The following is a 17,646-nucleotide window of genomic DNA, read 5'->3' as shown; positions in this document are numbered from 1 at the left end:
GGTGATGATTGGTTTTTGTTCTCTTAGAAGAGATAACCCATCGTCTTCATCGCACCTGTGCAAACTGTGGAGAACCCGCGTTCGCGCAGCTCAGACAGGTTATCTACAGGTGATTTAGCTGTGGAGAACCGGGGGCACAACCCGCTTCTGTGTCCACAGCCCGGCGTGGACGGCCGGTTGTCCACCGTTGTCCACCGGTTGTCCACCGGTAATCCACCGACTTTCTCCCCAAGCCTGTGGATCGCCGAGAAGATCACCATGACCGTCATCCCCAGAACCTTCAACAGCTCGTACACAGGCCCATGATCATCGGTGGACAACGCGGTGGTTGTCCCCAGGCGTCCACAGCGTCGTACACAGGGTTTCTCCACAGCCTGTGGGTAACCGGCGAAGTGCGGACCGTAGTTATCCACCGCCGGTGGACAACGAGTTGTGGACAACGAGTGGCAGTCGAAGCGGTCACGGCCTCGATGCTGTGGTCTGCACCATGTCGAGGGTCAAGCGAACGACCGCCGAACGGACGAAAAAGAACGCCCGGCCGGAGATCCGGCCGGGCGTGTCCCGAAGCGATGAAGCCGCCGAGGCGGCGGGCGTACCCCTCAGGTGTTCTGTTTGATCCGGTTGGTCAGCTCGGCGATCTGGTTGTAGAGCGAGCGCCGCTCCGCCATCTGCTGCCGGATCTTTCGGTCCGCGTGCATGACCGTCGTGTGGTCCCGGCCGCCGAACGCCTGGCCGATCCGTGGCAGCGACAGCTCGGTCAGCTCCCGACACAGGTACATGGCCACCTGGCGGGCGTTGACCAGCACCCGGGAACGCGACTGACCCCGCAGGTCCTCCAGGCTCACCCCGAAGTAGTCCGCCGTGGAGACCATGATCTGGTCCGCCGTGATCTCCGGGCCGGCGCCGTCCGGGATGAAGTCCCGAAGGACCTCCTCGGCCAGCGACAGCTCGACCGTCGACCGGGTCAGGCTGGCGAACGCGGTCACCCGGATCAGCGCGCCCTCCAGCTCCCGGATCGAGTTCGACACCCGCGACGCGATGAACTCCAGCACGTCCGGCGGGGCGTAGAGCCGCTCCTGCGCCGCCTTCTTCTGCAGGATCGCGATCCGCGTCTCCAGGTCCGGCGGCTGGATGTCGGCGAGCAGACCCCACTCGAAGCGGGTCCGCAGCCGGTCCTCCAGCGTCGCCAACTGCTTCGGCGACCGGTCCGAGGTGATCACGATCTGCTTGTTGGCGTTGTGCAGGGTGTTGAAGGTGTGGAAGAACTCCTCCTGCGTGCGCTCGCGGTTCTCCAGGAACTGGATGTCGTCGATCAGGAGGATGTCGACGTCGCGGTAGCGCCGCTGGAACGCGCTGGTCTTGTCGTCCCGCAGCGAGTTGATGAAGTCGTTGGTGAACTCCTCGGTCGAGACGTACCGCACCGACCGGGCGTTGCCGAGCGTCGTGGCGTAGTGCCCGATCGCGTGCAGCAGGTGCGTCTTTCCCAGCCCCGAGCTGCCGTAGATGAACAGCGGGTTGTACGCCTTCGCCGGCGACTCGGCCACCGCGACGCTCGCCGCGTGCGCGAACCGGTTGGACGAGCCGATGACGAACGTCTCGAACATGTACTTCGGGTTGAGGCGGTTGCCGCCGGTGTCGGCGCCCGGCAGCCGACGGTCGTCGCGGCCGCCCGCCCGATGGTCGACGCCGCTGCGCCCCGGGCCGCTGTCCGTACCGCTGTCCCGGGGCAGCGCGCGGATCACGTGCTGATCCCGTGGCGACGCCGCCTCCTCGCGGTAGCGGGGCTCGTACGGCCGGGTCTCCGGGCCGGGCGGGTCCAGTCGGGCGGCCTGCTCGTCGTAGCCGCGCCGCTCCGGACCGGCCCGCGGTGACCGCATCGGCTCCACGAACGACGCGCTGAACAGCGCCTCCTGGCCGTCCCGGCTGGCCGGGATCAGCCCCGACCGGTGTCCGTCGACCGCCGGCGCGGGAGGCGGACCGGCGGGCGCCGGCGGCGGACCGGAGTCCGGGGCGTACGCGGCGCGCTGCTGGTCCGGGATGACCGGGTCCGACGGTCGACCCGGGTGCTCGTAGTCGAGCGGCCCGGCGGGCTGCCCCTCGCCGTCCCCCGACTCCGGGGTGCTGCGGTAGACGGTGCCGGCCGGCCGGCCCGAGGCGTCCTCGGCCACCCGAACGGTGACCGCCACCTGGATCGGTCGGCCCAGCCGCCGGGTGAGGGCCTCGGTGATGGCCGGACGCAGCCGCGACTCGATCACGTCCCGTGTGAACGCGTCCGGGACGGAGAGCAGCGCGGTGTCCTCGACGATCGCCCGTAGCCGGGTCAGCCGGAGGTACGCGCGCTGCTGGGCTGAGATGATCTCGTCGGCGAGCTCGTCGGTCGCCGCCAACCACACCGCGGCAAGGTCGGTCGTACCGGCCACCGTCGTGCCACCCCCTCGCCTCTGCTCCCGACCGCCGCTGTCTGCCAGCCGGCCGTCCCGGGCCCGCCGCGTTCGCGGGTGGAACATCACCCACCCGGACGGTCGACCGGTGGTCGTCCACAGGTTATCCACAACCTGTGTGCAGACCGATGGCGGCCGCCCGTCGGACGTGGGTGGGACCTGCCCCCTGCCTGAACGGGCGCTGAAGCGGGTTCACCGTGCCGAACGATTCACTACCGTGTCCGGTCTTGCCTGAGCGACCGGAGCTTGAAGACGCTCACCGCAATCGGGCACGGTAACAGCGTTGTCCCTGCGCCATCAACCGGCGGCGCGGAGGCCGCCTGTCGGCATCAGCGAAAAGCGCCCCTTCGTCCCCGGGCGAGTCCCGTCGTCCGTGCCCCGCCGGCCAGCGCCGCGAGGTGTTTGACGGTCATTGCACCCCTGCGTAGGCTGGAGCGGCTGCTCTCTCGCCCTCTGCTAGGGTGATGGGTGCTTGCTGTCCGCGGTCGCGTCCCCGCATCGCCGAGGTCCCGCTCCACCGGGCAGCACCGATCGGTGGCCACCGTCGAGGTGGCCTGGACCACCCCACGACCCCGGCGATCCCGTCGCGCGGGGCGCGTACGAAAACGGAGAGCCTGACGTGAGCAAGCGCACCTACCAGCCGAACAACCGCCGGCGCGCGAAGACCCACGGCTTCCGGCTGCGCATGCGCACCCGTGCCGGCCGTGCCATCCTCTCGAGCCGCCGGGCCAAGGGTCGCACCACCCTGTCGGCCTGAGCCGACCGGGCCGGTCCGGGGAACGTGGGCAGTCGTGCTGGCCGCCGCACAGCGACTGCGGCGCAGCACTGACTTCGCCGCAGCGGTTCGCGGTGGCCGACGCGCCGGACGAGGTGCCGTCGTGGTCCATCTGACCGTGCCCGTGACCACCGACCCCCACGCAGTGACCTCGCCGGAGCCGGCGCGGGACACCGGCGCGGAGCAGCCCTCCGCGCCGACCCGCGCCGGCTTCGTCGTGTCCAAGGCCGTCGGCAACGCCGTGGTCCGCAACCGGGTACGACGCCGGCTACGGGCGTTGGTCAGGGAGCGGCTGGCCGCACTTCCCGGCGGCAGCACCCTCGTCGTACGGGCGTTGCCCGCGGCGGCCGAGGCGTCGTACCCCCGGCTCGCCGCCGACCTGGACGCCGCGATCACGGTCGCGCGCTCACCCCGAGAGCGACGGTCGCGATGAGCGGTGATCCGGGCACGGCGACAACCGGTGCGGCCAGGGTGCTGATCGCGCCCATCATCGCGTACCGTCGGTGGATAAGTCCGGCACTGCCGGCCCGCTGTCGGTTCTACCCGTCGTGCAGTGCGTACGCCCAGGAGGCCGTCGCCCGTCACGGCGCGCTCCGGGGAGCCGCCCTGGCGGTGCGGCGGTTGCTGCGCTGCCACCCCTTTCACCCTGGTGGACATGACCCGGTGCCGGAGCCGGGCGGCCGCCGCCGTGCTGATGTGACTGGAGCCCCGAATTGAGTCTGAGTCTCGACTGGATCTACTACGCGATTTCGTGGATCCTGCTGACCTGGCACTCGGCGTGGGACGCCATCGGGGTGCCGGTCGGCGCGGTGATCGGCACCAACTTCGCCTGGATCCTGTCCATCGTGTTCCTGGTGGTCACCGTCCGGGTGATCCTGTTCCCGGTCTTCGTCAAGCAGATCAAGTCGCAGCGGGCGATGCAGGCGCTCCAGCCCAAGGTCAAGGAGCTCCAGGAGAAGCACAAGGGTGACCGGGAGACGCTCCAGAAAGAGATGATGGAGCTCTACCGGAAGGAAAAGGCCAACCCGTTGATGGGCTGCCTTCCGATGTTCCTCCAGATCCCGGTCTTCCTCGGTCTCTTCCACGTGCTGCGCCGGCTCGACCCGGACAAGCAGAACAAGACGCTGTACGGCTGGACCGTCGACCAGTTCCAGAGCGCCTCGCAGGCGAAGCTCTTCACCGCCCCGATCGCCGGCAAGTTCGGCTCCACGGCCGACGAGTTGGCCAGCCTCGGCGCCAACGGCACCACCGTCAAGATCATTGCCGGTGTCCTGGTCCTCATCATGATCGGTACCACCTACCTGACCAGCCGCCAGATGATCCTCAAGACCGGCTGGGCGGAGGACCCGCAGCAGCGGATGATCCAGCGACTGATGCTCTACGGCATCCCCGCGTCGCTGCTGATCTCCGGCGCGATCTTCCCGATCGGCGTGATCATCTACTGGGTCACCAACAACCTCTTCACCCTCGGCCAGCAGCAGTGGGTGCTGCGCAAGTTCCCGCCGCCGGTGACCGCCAAGAAGACCACCGCTCCGGCCGCCAGCCGCAACCCGGTGCAGCCCGCCAAGTCCGCCGGTCTGTTCGGACGTGGCAAGGCCGCCCCGCCGGCGCCGGTCAAGGCGACCGCGCCCAAGGTGGCAGGGCCCAAGCCGGGCGCCAAGCCCACCAACCCGAAGAAGAGCCGTCCCGCCAAGCGGCAGGGCTGACTCGTCCGGGCCGCCGTCGGGCAACCGACGGCGGCCCGTTCCGCACCGCGCAGCCGCCGTACGGCAGGCGCCGGACGGAACCGACCGCGCACCGCGCGGCCACGGGCGACACTGCCCGTACAGACGTGCCCGTGGGCACCGGCGACCTCCAGCCGGCCCCGGGAAACCAGTCGGACCCGACGGTCCGGCCGAGCGAGTACGGAGATGAGACCGTGACCGAGACCAGCATCCCCCGCGCCGAGCAGTCCCTGGACGAGGAGGAGACCGCACCGCTCGCGGTGAACGACGACGACACCGACGACGAGTCCGAGGACGACACCGACGTCGAGTCGGACGACACCACTGCCAGCGCCGGCGGCCGCGCGAAGAAGGCCACGGGCGAGGGCGACCTGTTCCGGCAGAGCGAGATCGCCGCCGACTACGTCGAAGGGCTTCTCGACATCCTCGACTACGACGGCGACATCGACGAGCTGGTGGCCGGCGGCCGCCCGGTGGTCGAGGTCGTCGGCGCGCGCCTGCAGAACCTGGTTGGCCAGCGCGGCGCCACCCTGGAGGCGCTCCAGGAGCTGACCCGGCTCGCCGTCTTCCGGCAGACCGGCACCCCGAGCCGCCTGCTGCTCGACGTCGGCGGCTACCGGGCGAACCGGCGTAAGGAACTCGCCGCGGTCGCCAAGAACGCCGTCGAGAAGGTCAAGGAGCACGGCGAGGCGGTACGGCTGGAGCCGATGTCCGCGTTCGAGCGCAAGTGCGTGCACGACGTCGTCAACGCCATGTCCGGCGTGGAGAGCGAGTCCGAGGGCGTCGAGCCGAACCGGCGCATCGTCGTACGGCCGGCGGACTGACCGGGTGACACACGACGACCCCACGGCCGACGCCGTGACCGGCCCGGGCGGCACGCCGCCCGGGCCGTCCGCTGTCCGGCCCGACACCACCGACACCGCACCCTCGCCGGCCGACGCCGCGCTGCCGACCGCCCTCGCGCCGGCGGCGCTGACCCTCTTCGGCGACCGACTCGACCTGGCCGCCGCGTACGCCGAACTGCTGGCCACCGACGGCGTGGTCCGCGGTCTGATCGGCCCCCGGGAGGCACCCCGGATCTGGGACCGGCACCTGCTCAACTGCGCGGCGGTCGCCGAACGGATCCAGACCGGCGCGACCGTGCTCGACGTCGGATCCGGCGCCGGCCTGCCCGGCCTGGCCCTGGCCATCGCGCGCCCCGACCTGACGGTCACCCTCATCGAACCGCTCGCCCGGCGGACGTCGTTCCTCATCGAGGTCGTCGAACGGCTGGGCCTGGCCAGATCGGTGCGGGTGTTCCGCGGTCGGGCCGACGAGGCGGCCACCGGGTCGAACGGTCGGGAGCCGATCAGCGGGGACGTGGTGACCTCCCGCGCGGTCGCACCCCTGGACCGTCTGGCGACCTGGAGCCTGCCACTCACGGTTCGCGGCGGTCGACTCCTGGCCCTCAAGGGATCCTCGGCTGCCGCCGAGATCGAGGAGCACGCCGATGCCGTCTCACGCGTCGGCGGTGGGGAGCCCACCGTGCACCTCTGCGGAGTCGGGGTCATCGACCCGCCCACCACCGTCGTGGAGATCGTGCGCGAGCGGATGGTCGGCCCGGCCCGACCGGCCGCCAGCAAGCGGTCCCGAGGCGGACGCGCCCGCCGGCGCTGACGCTTCGCGCCATCGGGCGTCCGGCCGGTGGGTTGCCTCGTTGTACCGGTACGGATGGAACGAGGGTATGAGAACCCGACGTGGACCGGCCACGCCCGTCCGCCGTAGGCTGACCGCGCGTCGATAGTGTGGAGCGGGCGGCGGACGTCGCGGGTCTCCCGACCGCTCCCGAGGAGCCGTACGCTCCGGGGTGCGAGCACGGGTGCGGCCAAGTTGACCGGGCGCGGACCGACCATCCGAAGCGGGCAGGGATGACAGGTGCATGACGACAGCAGGTACGACGATCCACGCGTGACCGGGCCAACCAGCGACCCTGTTTCACGTGAAACCGACTACCCGAGCTGGTCGCCCGGCGCGTCCGGGCCGTCGCCCCAACCGGCGGACAGCGATCCGCTGGAGTCGCGCGACGACCCGACGGGCCAACCGGCCGGACCGGAGATCCCGGGCCCGACGACGGGTCGACGGCCCTCCGAAGGGCTCAGCCGACCCGTGAACGTGGCCGACGTACGGCCGACGTCGGGCCGACGGAACACGGCCGCTGCCGTCCGCTTCGAGCCAGCGGTACCGCATCAACCCACGGCGGCGGCCGCTCGGGACGCCGCGCCGGTTCCCGGTAACGCGCCCGTCGCGTCCGCCGAGTCGCTGGCGGCCGTGGTGGCAGATCCCACGTACGTTTCACGTGAAACCCCGACGCGCGAAGAGGATGACCCACCGTTGGCTATGGAGGCGATGCGCGCCGTGCAGATCCTGAATCCCAGTGGCGAGGTGACCATGCCTCGACCGGACCGGACCCGGGTCATGTGCGTCGCCAACCAGAAGGGCGGCGTGGGCAAGACCACGACCACGGTCAACCTTGCGGTGGCGCTCGCCCTGCACGGCAACCGGGTGCTCGTGGTCGACCTCGACCCGCAGGGCAACGCCTCCACCGGCCTCAACGTCCCGCACCACACCGGCATCCCGGACGTGTACGACTGCCTGATCAACAGCGTGCCGCTCTCCGAGGTCGCGCAGGCGGTCGAGGGCATCCCCAACCTGTGGTGCGTACCGGCGACGATCGACCTCGCCGGCGCGGAGATCGAGCTGGTGTCGGTGGTGGCACGGGAGTCCCGCCTCGACCGGGCCATCACCGCCTACCCCGGGCAGTTCGACTACGTCTTCATCGACTGCCCGCCCTCACTTGGCCTGCTCACGGTCAACGCCCTGGTCGCCGCGCAGGAGGTGCTGATCCCGATCCAGTGCGAGTACTACGCCCTGGAGGGGCTCAACCAGCTGATCAACAACATCAACCTGGTGCGGCAACACCTCAACCCGCAGCTCGACGTCTCGACGATCCTGCTGACCATGTACGACCGTCGTACCCGGTTGGCCGACGCGGTCGAGCAGGACGTCCGGAACCACTTCGGCGACAAGGTCCTCCAGGCGGTCATCCCCCGCAACGTCCGGGTCTCCGAGGCGCCCAGCTACGGCCAGTCGGTGATGACCTACGATCCCGGTTCGCGGGGAGCCACGAGTTACTTCGAGGCCGCCCAGGAAATCGCCGAGCGGGGCGTCAAGGAGCCGGTGGGCCGGAATGCGTAGTGCGGAAGAGTCGCTGGGAGGCGTGGCATGAAGAACCGTCCTCGGGGCGGTCTGGGTCGGGGCCTGGGGGCGCTCATCCCGACCGGGCCGGTCAACGGTGTGGGCACCGCGACGGCTGAGCCGGACAACGAGGCCGTCGACGACGAGGGCACTGGTACGCCCACACCACCGGTGGTCGTCTCCGCCGCCCCGCCCGTGGAGAACGAGCTGGGGCTCAGCCCGGTGCCCGGTGCGCGGTTCGCCGAGATTCCGGTCGACGCGATCATGCCGAACCCCAAGCAGCCCCGCCAGGTCTTCGACGAGGATGCGCTGGAGGAGCTGAAGGTCTCGATCCAGGAGGTCGGCTTCCTCCAGCCGATCGTCGTCCGGCAGCTCGACGACGAGAAGTACGAACTGGTGATGGGCGAGCGGCGCTGGCGTGCCGCCCAGGCGGTGGGCCGGGAGAACATCCCGGCGATCGTCCGCGACACCCGTGACGACGCCATGCTCCGCGACGCCCTGTTGGAGAACATCCACCGGGCCAACCTGAACCCGTTGGAAGAGGCCGCCGCCTATCAGCAACTGCTGGAGGAGTTCGGTGCCACCCACGAGGAACTCGCCCGCCGGATCGGCCGGAGCCGTCCGCAGATCTCCAACACGATTCGACTCCTCAACCTGCCGGCGCAGGTGCAGCGCAGGGTCGCCGCCGGGGTCCTCTCGGCGGGTCACGCCCGCGCTCTGCTGAGCCTCGACGAGTCGGCCGCCCAGGAACAACTGGCGACGCGCATCGTGGCCGAGGGCCTCTCGGTCCGGGCGACCGAGGAGATCGTGGCCCTCGCCCTGAACGACGGCCCGACGAAGGCGGCCGCCAAGCGTCGGCCCAAGCCGCATGCGCCCGCCCTCTCCGACCTCGCCGACCGGCTGTCCGACCGGTTCGACACCCGGGTGAAGGTCGACATCGGCCGCAGCAAAGGCAAGATCACGATCGAGTTCGCCACGGTGGACGATCTGGAGCGGATCGTCGGCATCATCGGTGTCCAGCAGGAGGAGAGCGAGGGCTGACCGCTCCCCGCCTCTCTCACGGCCGCGTCTCCCTCGGGAGCGCGGCCGTCACCGTCTCTCAGGATCACGATTGCGGTTTCACGTGAAACGGCGTCCGGCTACGCGGCTTCTGCCGATCGGGCCTCCTCGGCGGGTAGGTGGCCCCGAGCGCCGTTTCACGTGAAACGGGGACCGCTTGCGGCGCGGTCGGGCGGGCGACCTTCTCCGGATCAACAGGGGTGGGGCGTGCGCCCGCTGAGCGGGCTCCTGCGGGCCGTCGAGGCCGGCGACGTAAGTGCGGACGGGGTGAGCGAGTCGCGGTCTCCTCATCGCCTCGTGTCGGGGACGGATGACGGTGGACCGGCCGCTTGACGGACGGAGACGGCCAGGACTGGACTCGCCGTGGCCGTTGGCTGCGCCGCTGGTCCGCGCCGGCTGCTCCGAGACAGCTGGCCGGACCGGGTCCGGGGGGTCGTATCCCCTAGGTCGAGAGCGCCAGGCCGAGTTCACCAGACCAGGACTCCCTAACCGGGACCGCTGGACCGAGACCGCCCGACTGGGACGGCCCGACCGAGACACCCGACGGGACCGCAGACCGGGACCACCCGACGGGGACCGCAGACCGGGACCACCCGACGGGGACCGTAGACCGGGACCACCCGACGGGGACCGCAGACCGGGACCACCCGACGGGACCGCCGACCGGGACCGGACCCGACGGACCGCCGACGGGGACCGGACCGTCCGACTGGGACCGCCCGACCGCGATCGCCGACCGCGAGGGAAGCGGCTGTCCCGGACCGCCACGCCAGCTCACTCCAACCGGCGGAGCCACAGGCCGATCAAGGTCGGACCCGACCGGCGCCGTCCCTCCCGGCCGGCGAGATCGCGTGCGGGGTATCTCCGCGCTCAGTCGCTGTCGACCCGCGCCGGGCCCGGTGCCCGCCAGAGTCGACCCGCGCCGGGCCGCGCCGGCCCAGCCGACCATGGACAGGCAAGCTTGGTCCGATGGTGGTGGAGCGCACCCAGGGAGTTGCTCGATGGCGTCGACCCCGGCACGTCGACAGCCAGCTGCGCGAGGAGCCGCCAACTCATGGCCGCCGACGGACTGAGCACGCCGTGGGCCTCCGGGTCCCGGCGGCGCGAAAGTCGGCATCGCTCATCGGCTTCGAAACGGCCGAGAGGTCCCCCTCACCACTCGCTTGATCGACTGGCGGCGCGCAACGAACGAGGGCTCGAAAAGTTATCCACACCGGTTGTCCACAGGCACCCCCTGTTTCACGTGAAACCCCGCGTGAAAGCGGGTGCCAGCCTGTGGATGACGGCCCGTATCGGGAGCCTTGGCAGCCTGTGGATATCGCTGTACCGATCGACGTCGAGCGTTGATGTGGCCCGTCGCCACCGGCCGATCGGGTAGGGACAGGTGCGCCGGACTCGGTTAGGGTCAGCGTCGTGCACGACACCCCTCCCTCAGTCCCGGACTTCACCCAGTGGCCCTCGTTTCCCTTCGAGGGTGACCTGCGCGTGAAGCAGCTCGACGACCCGGTCCCGGTCGAACCGCCACGCAAGGGCGAGGGTCTCCGGGAATGCACTGCCTGCAACGCCCCGGACGACGCCTACATCTGGGTCGGCGAGCGGTGGCGGGTCCGTGCCATGGACCGGCCCACCGGTCTGCCCATGGTGCTCATCCTCGAATCGCGGACTCACCTCGACCTGGGCGACCTGCCGAACCTGCTCGCCGCCGAACTGGGCGTGATGACCGTACGTCTGGAACGGGCCATCCGGTCGCTGGACGGCGTCGCCCGGGTGCATGTGAACCGGTGGGGCGACGGCTCGGCGCATCTGCACATGTGGTTCCTGGCTCGACCGTACGGCCGGCTTCAACTGCGGGGCACGTTCCTGTCGCTGTGGGACTCGATCCTGCCGCCGATCTCCGAGGCGCAGTGGCGGGAAAATCTGGCGCTCGTCGCCGCTTGGCTGGCGGAGTTCGGTGGCCGGCCGTTGGCGGAGCCGCCCCGCATCCAGTGGCAGGCGCCGTCGAGTCTGCTGGCGCAGTCGGCCGCGGCGCACGCCGCCGCCGAGGCGGAGGCCGTCTCGGTGATCGAGGCGGCGGAGGAGATCCCGGAGCCCACGCCGGATTCGGCAGGCGCGGCCGACAGCAGTGACGGGGTCGACGACGGGGACGGGGTCGACGACGGGGACAGCGACGGCCGCGCCGGGACGGGTACCGACTCGCCAACCGACAAGGAGACCGCCGAGCCGGTCGGGATCGCCGGAAACGACGAGTCCACCGACGGAACCGACGACGGCGCCAGATCCGATCCCGCGCCGGACGAGGCCGCGTCCTCGACGGTTCCCGAGGACGACGCCAGTACAACGGCAGCCGCGGTCACCGAGCACGGTCAGGGCGGGCCACGGGGCGGTCGCTGACAGGGTGGGGTTGGTGGTCGTACCGGACGGCCGCCAACCTCGACGTCGACAGACGTCGGGGCAATCAGGCAGTGATGCGGGCGGCGGCCCGGGTGACAAGCGACCCGATGAGCCGCCCGAAGTCCAGGCCCGCCGCCTGCACGGCGAGGGGCAGCAGCGACGTCTCCGTCATACCGGGTGAGACGTTGACCTCCAGGACGTGCGGCTGACCCGCGGCGTCCACGATCACGTCGACCCGGGACAGGTCGCGCAGCCCGAGCGCGGTGTGCGCGGCGAGCGCCACGTCCGCCACCGTGGCGGCGACCTCCGGGTCCAACCGGGCCGGGGCGTGCCACGTCGTGCGCCCGGCGGTGTAGCGGGCCGCGTAGTCGTACACGCCGTTGCGGGGCACGATCTCCACGGGCGGCAGGGCCTGCGGGCCGTCGCCGAGATCGACCACGGAGACCGCGACGTCCATCCCCTGCACGTACCGCTCGACCAGCGCGGTGGAGTCGTACGCGAAGCAGCCCACCATCGCGGCCGGCAGCGCTGCGGCGTCCCGGACCACCGCGCCACCCAGCCCGGATCCGCCCTGCGCCGGCTTGACCATCAAGGGCAGGCCCAGACGGTCGGCGATCCGATCGAGGACGGCGACCGCGCCGAGTTCGGAGAACCGGTCGTGCGGCAGGGCCACCCAGTCCGGGGTGGGGATGCCGGCCTCGCGGAGCACCGCCTTGGCTGACGGCTTGTCCCAGGCGAGCCGCGAGGCACGGGCGTCACAGCCGACGTACGGGATGTCGCACAGGTCGAGCACCCCGCGCAGCGAGCCGTCCTCGCCGGTGGCGCCGTGCAGCGCGATCACCACGGCGTCCGGCGGGTCGGCTTCGAGGGCAGGCAGCAACGCCACGTCGGCGTCGCGCAGTTCCGCCTCCACGCCGACGGCACGCAGCGCGTCGAGGACCCGCCGGCCGGAGCGCAGCGAGACATCCCGCTCGTAGGAGAGCCCGCCGGCGAGCACCAGCACCCGCAGGTCGGCCGAGACGGCGGGATCGGTCACGAGGAGGCGCTCGGCTGTCGTACCCATGCCGGCATCATGCCAAGTCGGGACCTGGCACGTCGGAGCCGGCCTGCCCGCGCCGACCCGCGCCGGTGCCGCCCACGGCCCCGAAGACCCGGCGCATCGCGATCTCCTGCTCCATCACGCCGGCCAGCCGGCGCACGCCCTCACGGATCCGCTCCGGGGGCGGGAAGCTGAAGTTCAACCGCATGGTGCCGGTGCCGGTGCCATCGGCGTAGAAGCCGGTGCCGGGCACGTAGGCGACCCGGGCGGCGACCGCGCGCGGCATCATCGCCTTCGAGTCGAGCCCTTCGGGCAGGGTGGCCCAGACGAACAGGCCGCCGGCCGGTGTGGTCCAGCTGGTGCCCTCGGGCATCAGGTCGGCCATCGCGTCGAGCAGGGCGTCCCGCCGCTCCCGGTAGACCTCCCGGTAGACCTTGAGCTGCTGCCGCCACGGCATCGTGGCGAGGTAGGTCGCCACCGCGGCCTGGGCGTAGCCGCTGGGGCAGAGGATCTGCGCCTCGCTGGCGATGACCAGCTTGTCGCGGACCGCGTGCGGCGCCAGGATCCAGCCGACCCGCAGACCAGGCGCGAAGGTCTTGGAGAACGTGCTGAGGTAGAACACCCCCTCACGGCGGCGGGCCCGCAGCGGCGCGGGGGCCTCACCCTCGAACCCCAACTGGCCGTACGGGTCGTCCTCGACGACGAGCAGGCCGGCGCGCTCACAGATGTCCAGGACGCGTTCCCGGCGTTCCTCGCTGAGCGTCACACCTGTCGGGTTCTGGTAGGTGGGGATCGTGTAGAGGAACTTGACCCGCCGGCCGGCGCGGGCGAGGTCGGCGATTGCCGTCTCCAGGGCCTCCGGGATCAGCCCGTCGGCATCCATCGGTACGTGTGCGACCTGAGCCTGGGCAGCCTGGAACACCCCGAGCGCGCCGACGTAGGTCGGCCCCTCGGCGAGCACCACGTCGCCCGGGTCGAGGAAGAGTCGGGCCACCAGGTCCAGAGCCTGCTGCCCGCCGACGGTGACGACCACGTCCTCCGGGGAGGCGCCGCAGCCGGCGTCGATCCCAGAGAGCGCCATCACCTCGCAGATCCGCTCGCGCAGCTCCAGGGTGCCCTGGCCGATGCCGTACTGAAGGGTGGTGACGCCGTGCTCGGAGCCGAGCCGGCCGAGCATTTCACCGACCGCGTCGAGTGGCAGGGCGGCGATGTACGGTGCTCCACCGGCGAGCGACACGACCTCCGGCCTGCTGGCCACCGCGAAGAGTGCTCGGATCTCCGAGGCCGTCATGCCGCGTACCCGCCGGGCGTACCGGTCGGTGTAGTCGTCGAGTGTCGTGCCGGTCATGACCTCACCTCGATCGCTGCTCGGGTGGCTCCCGCCCCGGGTACCCCGCACGCAGGCGACCATGGCGGCCGGGACACCGAATGTCGATCCTAGCCGCCTCTGGCCAGCGCACCGGCCCGCCGAGACGGATCGTCCACATCCCGGACCCGTCCCCCGGTGCGGTGATGATCTGCGCGTCCCCTCCCGTACCGTCGATCGGCGGCGTACGATCGCTCGTCGGGGACAGGACGGCGCTGTCGTTGCGTGCCGGTCTCACCGCCGAGCCTATTGTGGGGATGCGCCATATGTCGCGACGTCTGGTCAGTCTGACCCTCGACACGCTGGAGGACCTTCCTCGCCCCTGCCGGCAGTGCGTCTACTGGGAGCTCGATCCGGTGTCCGCCGACCGGGCCTGTGCCGCCGGCGACCCGGGCCTGGAGAAGGAGGCGTGGGTCTCCCAGACCCTGCTGGAGTGGGGTTCCTGCGGCAAGCTCGCGTACGTCGACGGCATGCCTGCGGGCTTCGTGATGTACGCCCCGCCCGCCTACGTGCCCCGCTCGATGGCCTTCCCCACGTCGCCGGTCTCCGCCGACGCGGCGCTGTTGATGACCGCCAACGTGGTGGCCGCGTTCGCCGGGGGCGGGTTGGGCCGGATGCTGGTGCAGGGCGTCGCCAGGGACCTGACCAAGCGGGGGATCAAGGCGATCGAGGCGTTCGGTGACGCGAAGTTCGGAGACGCCGACGACCCGGCGGGCGGGTGCGTCGCGCCGGCCGACTTCTTCCTCTCGGTTGGCTTCAAGACCGTCCGGCCGCATCCCCGGTTCCCGCGGCTGCGCCTTGAGCTGCGGACCGCCCTGAGCTGGAAGTCCGACGTCGAGTACGCCTTGGAGAAGCTGCTCGGCTCGATGAGCCCGGAGACTCTGCTCCGTCCGGTGCGACCGGCCCCGGCGACCCGCTCCACCGGCGGCTGAGCAGCGCCGCGGCACCGCCGGTCAGGTGACCACCGTGGCGGCGGTCACCACCGCCCGCAGTTCGCTGACGTCCAGCGAGCCGGTCGGCACGTCCCGTTCGATCGGGTAGTACATCCTCTGCACCGCTGCCACGATCGCCTCCACCACCCGGTCGCGGAACCGGGGGTCGACCAGCCGGGCGCGGTCCGTCGGCGAGGTGAGGTAGCCGACCTCCACCCGGACGGCAGGCATCCGCGTGAGCCGCAGCAGGTCCCAGGCCTTGGCGTGGGTACGGCAGTCCCGTAGCCCGGTCCGCGCGACGATCTCCCGCTGGACCAGCCCGGCCAGCCGTTCGCCGGTCGCCGAGGTCACGCCGTTGTCGGTGCCGTAGTGGTACGTCGCCACCCCTTCCGCGTCCGGGTTGGCGTGCCCGTCGAGGTGCAGCGAGATGAACACGTCGGCGCCGAGCGAGTTGGCCAGCAGCGCCCGGTCGGTGTCCGGCAGGCAGCTGTCGGGCGCTGGACCCCTGGTCAGTTGCACCCGCACCCCGGACGCGGCGAGCCGCCCCTCCAGCCGGCTGGCCAGGTCGTGGACCAGGTCCGCCTCCGTCCACCGCAGCGGACCGTCGGGCACCACCATGCCCGGGTCGGTGCCGCCGTGCCCGGGGTCGATGACGACGGTCTTGCCGACCAGCGCCGGCCCGGACTGCCGGATGGCGTCGGATTCGCGCAGCCACTGGGGGCGGCCGCCGACGACCTTGCGGCCGATCCGGCGCAGCGCGTTCATGGTGTGCGGCCCGCAGGAGCCGTCGGGGGTGAGCCCCACCTCGCGCTGGAACTGGGCGACGGCGCGGGAGGTGCGGATGCCGTAGATGGCGTCCGCGCGACCCACGTCGTACCCCATCTCCAGCAGTCGCTCCTGGAGCGACCGGACGTCCTCGCCGGTGAGTGGGTCGGGGATCGCGTGGTAGAGGGTGCGGGCGCCGAGCCGCCAGCGGGCGGCGTCCAGGGCGCCCCAGGTCTCCGACCCGACGCGGCCGTCGACGCTGAGCCCCCGGGACTGCTGGAACGCCCGGACGGCCCGTTCGGTGTCGAGGTCGAACTCGTCGGCGTTCGGGCCGGCGGTGGACGCGAGAAGGTCGAGGCCGGTGAGGATGGTTCGGATCTCCGTGACCGCTGGTCCCCGGTCTCCGGGTCGGATCGGACGCACGCTCGACCCCCTCTGCACGACGCTGGCTGGCCGGGCGCGGCCTCGGCTTGAGGCTATGCGTTCCGGGGCGGCGTGGGGGCTGGGGCCGAGAAAAACGCCTGCGGTTCGCAGGGCGGAAACAGCGAACCCCGCACCCCTTGAGGGGGTACGGGGTTCGCAGATGTTTCTGCTGGTCAGAGAGCCGATTCGATGAGCCGGACCAGCTCGCCCTTCGGCTTGGCACCCGCGATCGACTGCACCGGCTGGCCGTTCTTGAACACGGTGAGCGTCGGCACGGACATCACCCGGTAGGCGCGGGCGGTCTCCGGGTTCTCGTCGATGTTGAGCTTGACGATGCTGACCCGGTCGCCCATCTCGCCGGCGATCTCCTCGAGCAGTGGCGACACCTTGCGGCAGGGGCCGCACCACTCGGCCCAGAAGTCCACCAGAACCGGCTTGTCCGCCTGCAGCACGTCAGCGACGAAGCTCTTGTCCGTGACCGCCTTGGTATTTCCCACTGTGCCCCTCCTCCGGGATGTGTTTCCTGTTTCAGCTGAGCGTCGCGATGAACCGTTCGGCGTCGAGCGCGGCGGCACAGCCGGTGCCGGCCGCGGTGATCGCCTGACGGTAGGTGTGGTCGACCACGTCGCCAGCGGCGAAGACACCCGGCACGTTGGTGCGGGTGCCCGGGGCCTGGACCTTCACGTAGCCTTCGTCGTCCAGCTCGACCTGGCCCCGGAACAGCTCACTGCGCGGGTCGTGACCGATGGCCACGAACACGCCCGTCACGTCCATCACCTTGGTGTCGCCGGTGTGCACGTTGCGGACCCGTACGCCGGTGACCTTGCCGTCGTCGCCCAGGATCTCCTCGACGGTGCTGTTCCACTCGACCTTGATCTTCTCGTTGCTCAGCGCCCGGTCGGCCATGATCTTGCTGGCCCGGAACGAGTCACGCCGGTGGATGATGGTGACCGTGTCGGCGAAGCGGGTGAGGAAGGTGGCCTCCTCCATCGCCGAGTCACCGCCGCCGACGACCACGATGTGCTGGTTGCGGAAGAAGAACCCGTCGCAGGTGGCACACGCGGACACGCCGTGGCCCAGGTACTCCTGCTCGCCGGGCACGCCCAGCGGACGCCAGGCCGACCCGGTGGAGAGGATGATCGAGCGGGCCCGGTACGGGGTCTCGCCGACCCAGACGGTGCTGACCGCGCCGGAACCGGCGTCGCCGGTGTCCACCAGCTCGACCCGGGTCACGTCGTCGGTGAGGAACTCGGCGCCGAACCGCTCGGCCTGCTTACGCATGTTGTCCATCAGCTCGGGGCCGAGGATGCCGTCGGCGAAGCCGGGGAAGTTCTCCACCTCGGTGGTGGTCATCAGCGCGCCACCGGACTGGACGCCCTCGATGATCAGCGGCTTCAGGTTGGCGCGTGCGGCATAGACCGCCGCCGTGTAACCGGCCGGCCCGGAGCCGATGATGATCAGGTTGCGGACCTCGTCCACTGCCGTCTCCCGCGTTGT

General features: G+C 71.0%; 17 protein-coding genes. 10 read left to right on the top strand and 7 right to left on the bottom strand.

What is annotated here, in order from left to right:
* Positions 1 to 23: 23 nt before the first annotated feature.
* Positions 24 to 296, bottom strand: a complete 273-nt coding sequence (locus tag ABZS77_RS00920; protein ID WP_354815134.1) for a hypothetical protein — start codon at positions 294 to 296, stop codon at positions 24 to 26.
* 303 nt (positions 297 to 599) lie between these two features.
* A complete protein-coding gene (gene dnaA / locus ABZS77_RS00915; protein ID WP_354815131.1) occupies positions 600 to 2,420 on the bottom strand; it encodes a chromosomal replication initiator protein DnaA in 1,821 nt (606 codons plus the stop codon).
* 640 nt (positions 2,421 to 3,060) lie between these two features.
* Between dnaA and rpmH the strand changes: the two genes are divergently transcribed.
* From rpmH to ABZS77_RS00870, 9 genes are all read left to right on the top strand, one after another.
* Complete coding sequence (rpmH, locus tag ABZS77_RS00910) at positions 3,061 to 3,198, top strand: 50S ribosomal protein L34 (RefSeq protein WP_007453904.1); 138 nt, start codon at positions 3,061 to 3,063, stop codon at positions 3,196 to 3,198.
* A 34-nt stretch (positions 3,199 to 3,232) separates the two neighbouring features.
* Positions 3,233 to 3,649, top strand: a complete 417-nt coding sequence (rnpA, locus tag ABZS77_RS00905; RefSeq protein ID WP_354815128.1) for a ribonuclease P protein component — start codon at positions 3,233 to 3,235, stop codon at positions 3,647 to 3,649.
* Positions 3,646 to 3,933 carry a membrane protein insertion efficiency factor YidD gene (gene yidD, locus ABZS77_RS00900; protein ID WP_354815125.1) on the top strand — a complete coding sequence of 96 codons (288 nt, stop codon included), beginning with the start codon at positions 3,646 to 3,648 and terminating at the stop codon, positions 3,931 to 3,933. The genes rnpA and yidD overlap by 4 nt, the downstream gene beginning before the upstream one ends.
* A gap of 2 nt (positions 3,934 to 3,935) precedes the next feature.
* Entirely contained in the window at positions 3,936 to 4,922 is a 987-nt protein-coding gene (gene yidC / locus ABZS77_RS00895; RefSeq protein ID WP_354817059.1) for a membrane protein insertase YidC, read from the top strand.
* 212 nt (positions 4,923 to 5,134) lie between these two features.
* Complete coding sequence (locus ABZS77_RS00890; protein WP_354815122.1) at positions 5,135 to 5,764, top strand: R3H domain-containing nucleic acid-binding protein; 630 nt, start codon at positions 5,135 to 5,137, stop codon at positions 5,762 to 5,764.
* Positions 5,765 to 5,768: 4 nt separating this feature from the next.
* Positions 5,769 to 6,596 (top strand): 16S rRNA (guanine(527)-N(7))-methyltransferase RsmG, encoded by an 828-nt coding sequence (rsmG, locus tag ABZS77_RS00885; RefSeq protein WP_354815119.1) that lies wholly within the window; start codon positions 5,769 to 5,771, stop codon positions 6,594 to 6,596.
* A gap of 258 nt (positions 6,597 to 6,854) precedes the next feature.
* Entirely contained in the window at positions 6,855 to 8,174 is a 1,320-nt protein-coding gene (locus ABZS77_RS00880; RefSeq protein ID WP_354815116.1) for an AAA family ATPase, read from the top strand.
* A gap of 27 nt (positions 8,175 to 8,201) precedes the next feature.
* Positions 8,202 to 9,215 carry a ParB/RepB/Spo0J family partition protein gene (locus tag ABZS77_RS00875; RefSeq protein ID WP_354815113.1) on the top strand — a complete coding sequence of 338 codons (1,014 nt, stop codon included), beginning with the start codon at positions 8,202 to 8,204 and terminating at the stop codon, positions 9,213 to 9,215.
* A gap of 1,431 nt (positions 9,216 to 10,646) precedes the next feature.
* Complete coding sequence (locus ABZS77_RS00870; RefSeq protein ID WP_354815110.1) at positions 10,647 to 11,624, top strand: hypothetical protein; 978 nt, start codon at positions 10,647 to 10,649, stop codon at positions 11,622 to 11,624.
* A gap of 64 nt (positions 11,625 to 11,688) precedes the next feature.
* On the opposite strand, the gene ABZS77_RS00865 is transcribed toward ABZS77_RS00870, so the two are convergent.
* Together ABZS77_RS00865 and ABZS77_RS00860 are read right to left on the bottom strand one after the other, a co-directional pair.
* Positions 11,689 to 12,687 carry a D-alanine--D-alanine ligase gene (locus tag ABZS77_RS00865; RefSeq protein WP_354815107.1) on the bottom strand — a complete coding sequence of 333 codons (999 nt, stop codon included), beginning with the start codon at positions 12,685 to 12,687 and terminating at the stop codon, positions 11,689 to 11,691.
* Between the two features lie 7 nt (positions 12,688 to 12,694).
* Positions 12,695 to 14,011 (bottom strand): PLP-dependent aminotransferase family protein, encoded by a 1,317-nt coding sequence (locus tag ABZS77_RS00860; protein ID WP_354815104.1) that lies wholly within the window; start codon positions 14,009 to 14,011, stop codon positions 12,695 to 12,697.
* A gap of 284 nt (positions 14,012 to 14,295) precedes the next feature.
* Here ABZS77_RS00860 and ABZS77_RS00855 point away from each other — a divergent pair, with 284 nt between their 5' ends.
* Entirely contained in the window at positions 14,296 to 14,961 is a 666-nt protein-coding gene (locus ABZS77_RS00855) for a GNAT family N-acetyltransferase (RefSeq protein ID WP_074315552.1), read from the top strand.
* Between the two features lie 21 nt (positions 14,962 to 14,982).
* Here ABZS77_RS00855 and ABZS77_RS00850 read toward each other — a convergent pair whose 3' ends face one another.
* The 3 genes from ABZS77_RS00850 to trxB form a co-directional block, all read right to left on the bottom strand.
* Positions 14,983 to 16,149, bottom strand: a complete 1,167-nt coding sequence (locus ABZS77_RS00850) for an N-acetylmuramoyl-L-alanine amidase (protein WP_354815101.1) — start codon at positions 16,147 to 16,149, stop codon at positions 14,983 to 14,985.
* Positions 16,150 to 16,322: 173 nt separating this feature from the next.
* Positions 16,323 to 16,646, bottom strand: a complete 324-nt coding sequence (gene trxA, locus ABZS77_RS00845; RefSeq protein WP_053651673.1) for a thioredoxin — start codon at positions 16,644 to 16,646, stop codon at positions 16,323 to 16,325.
* A gap of 31 nt (positions 16,647 to 16,677) precedes the next feature.
* Positions 16,678 to 17,628: a thioredoxin-disulfide reductase gene (gene trxB / locus ABZS77_RS00840; protein WP_354815098.1), complete on the bottom strand. Its 951-nt coding sequence runs from the start codon at positions 17,626 to 17,628 to the stop codon at positions 16,678 to 16,680.
* Between the last annotated feature and the right edge of the window lie 18 nt (positions 17,629 to 17,646).

The organism is Micromonospora sp. NPDC005298, assembly GCF_040607375.1.
GTDB lineage: Bacteria > Actinomycetota > Actinomycetes > Mycobacteriales > Micromonosporaceae > Micromonospora.
The sequence above is the reverse complement of the archived record's forward strand: the minus strand, read 5'-3'. Positions and strand labels throughout refer to the sequence as shown.

Bases quoted from the DNA above. Each gene is read 5' to 3' on its own strand.
- yidD (WP_354815125.1), top strand. From the start codon at position 3,646: ATGAGCGGTGATCCGGGCACGGCGACAACCGGTGCGGCCAGGGTGCTG.
- ABZS77_RS00860 (WP_354815104.1), bottom strand. From the start codon at position 14,011: ATGACCGGCACGACACTCGACGACTACACCGACCGGTACGCCCGGCGG.
- ABZS77_RS00865 (WP_354815107.1), bottom strand. From the start codon at position 12,687: ATGGGTACGACAGCCGAGCGCCTCCTCGTGACCGATCCCGCCGTCTCG.
- ABZS77_RS00855 (WP_074315552.1), top strand. From the start codon at position 14,296: ATGTCGCGACGTCTGGTCAGTCTGACCCTCGACACGCTGGAGGACCTT.
- ABZS77_RS00875 (WP_354815113.1), top strand. From the start codon at position 8,202: ATGAAGAACCGTCCTCGGGGCGGTCTGGGTCGGGGCCTGGGGGCGCTC.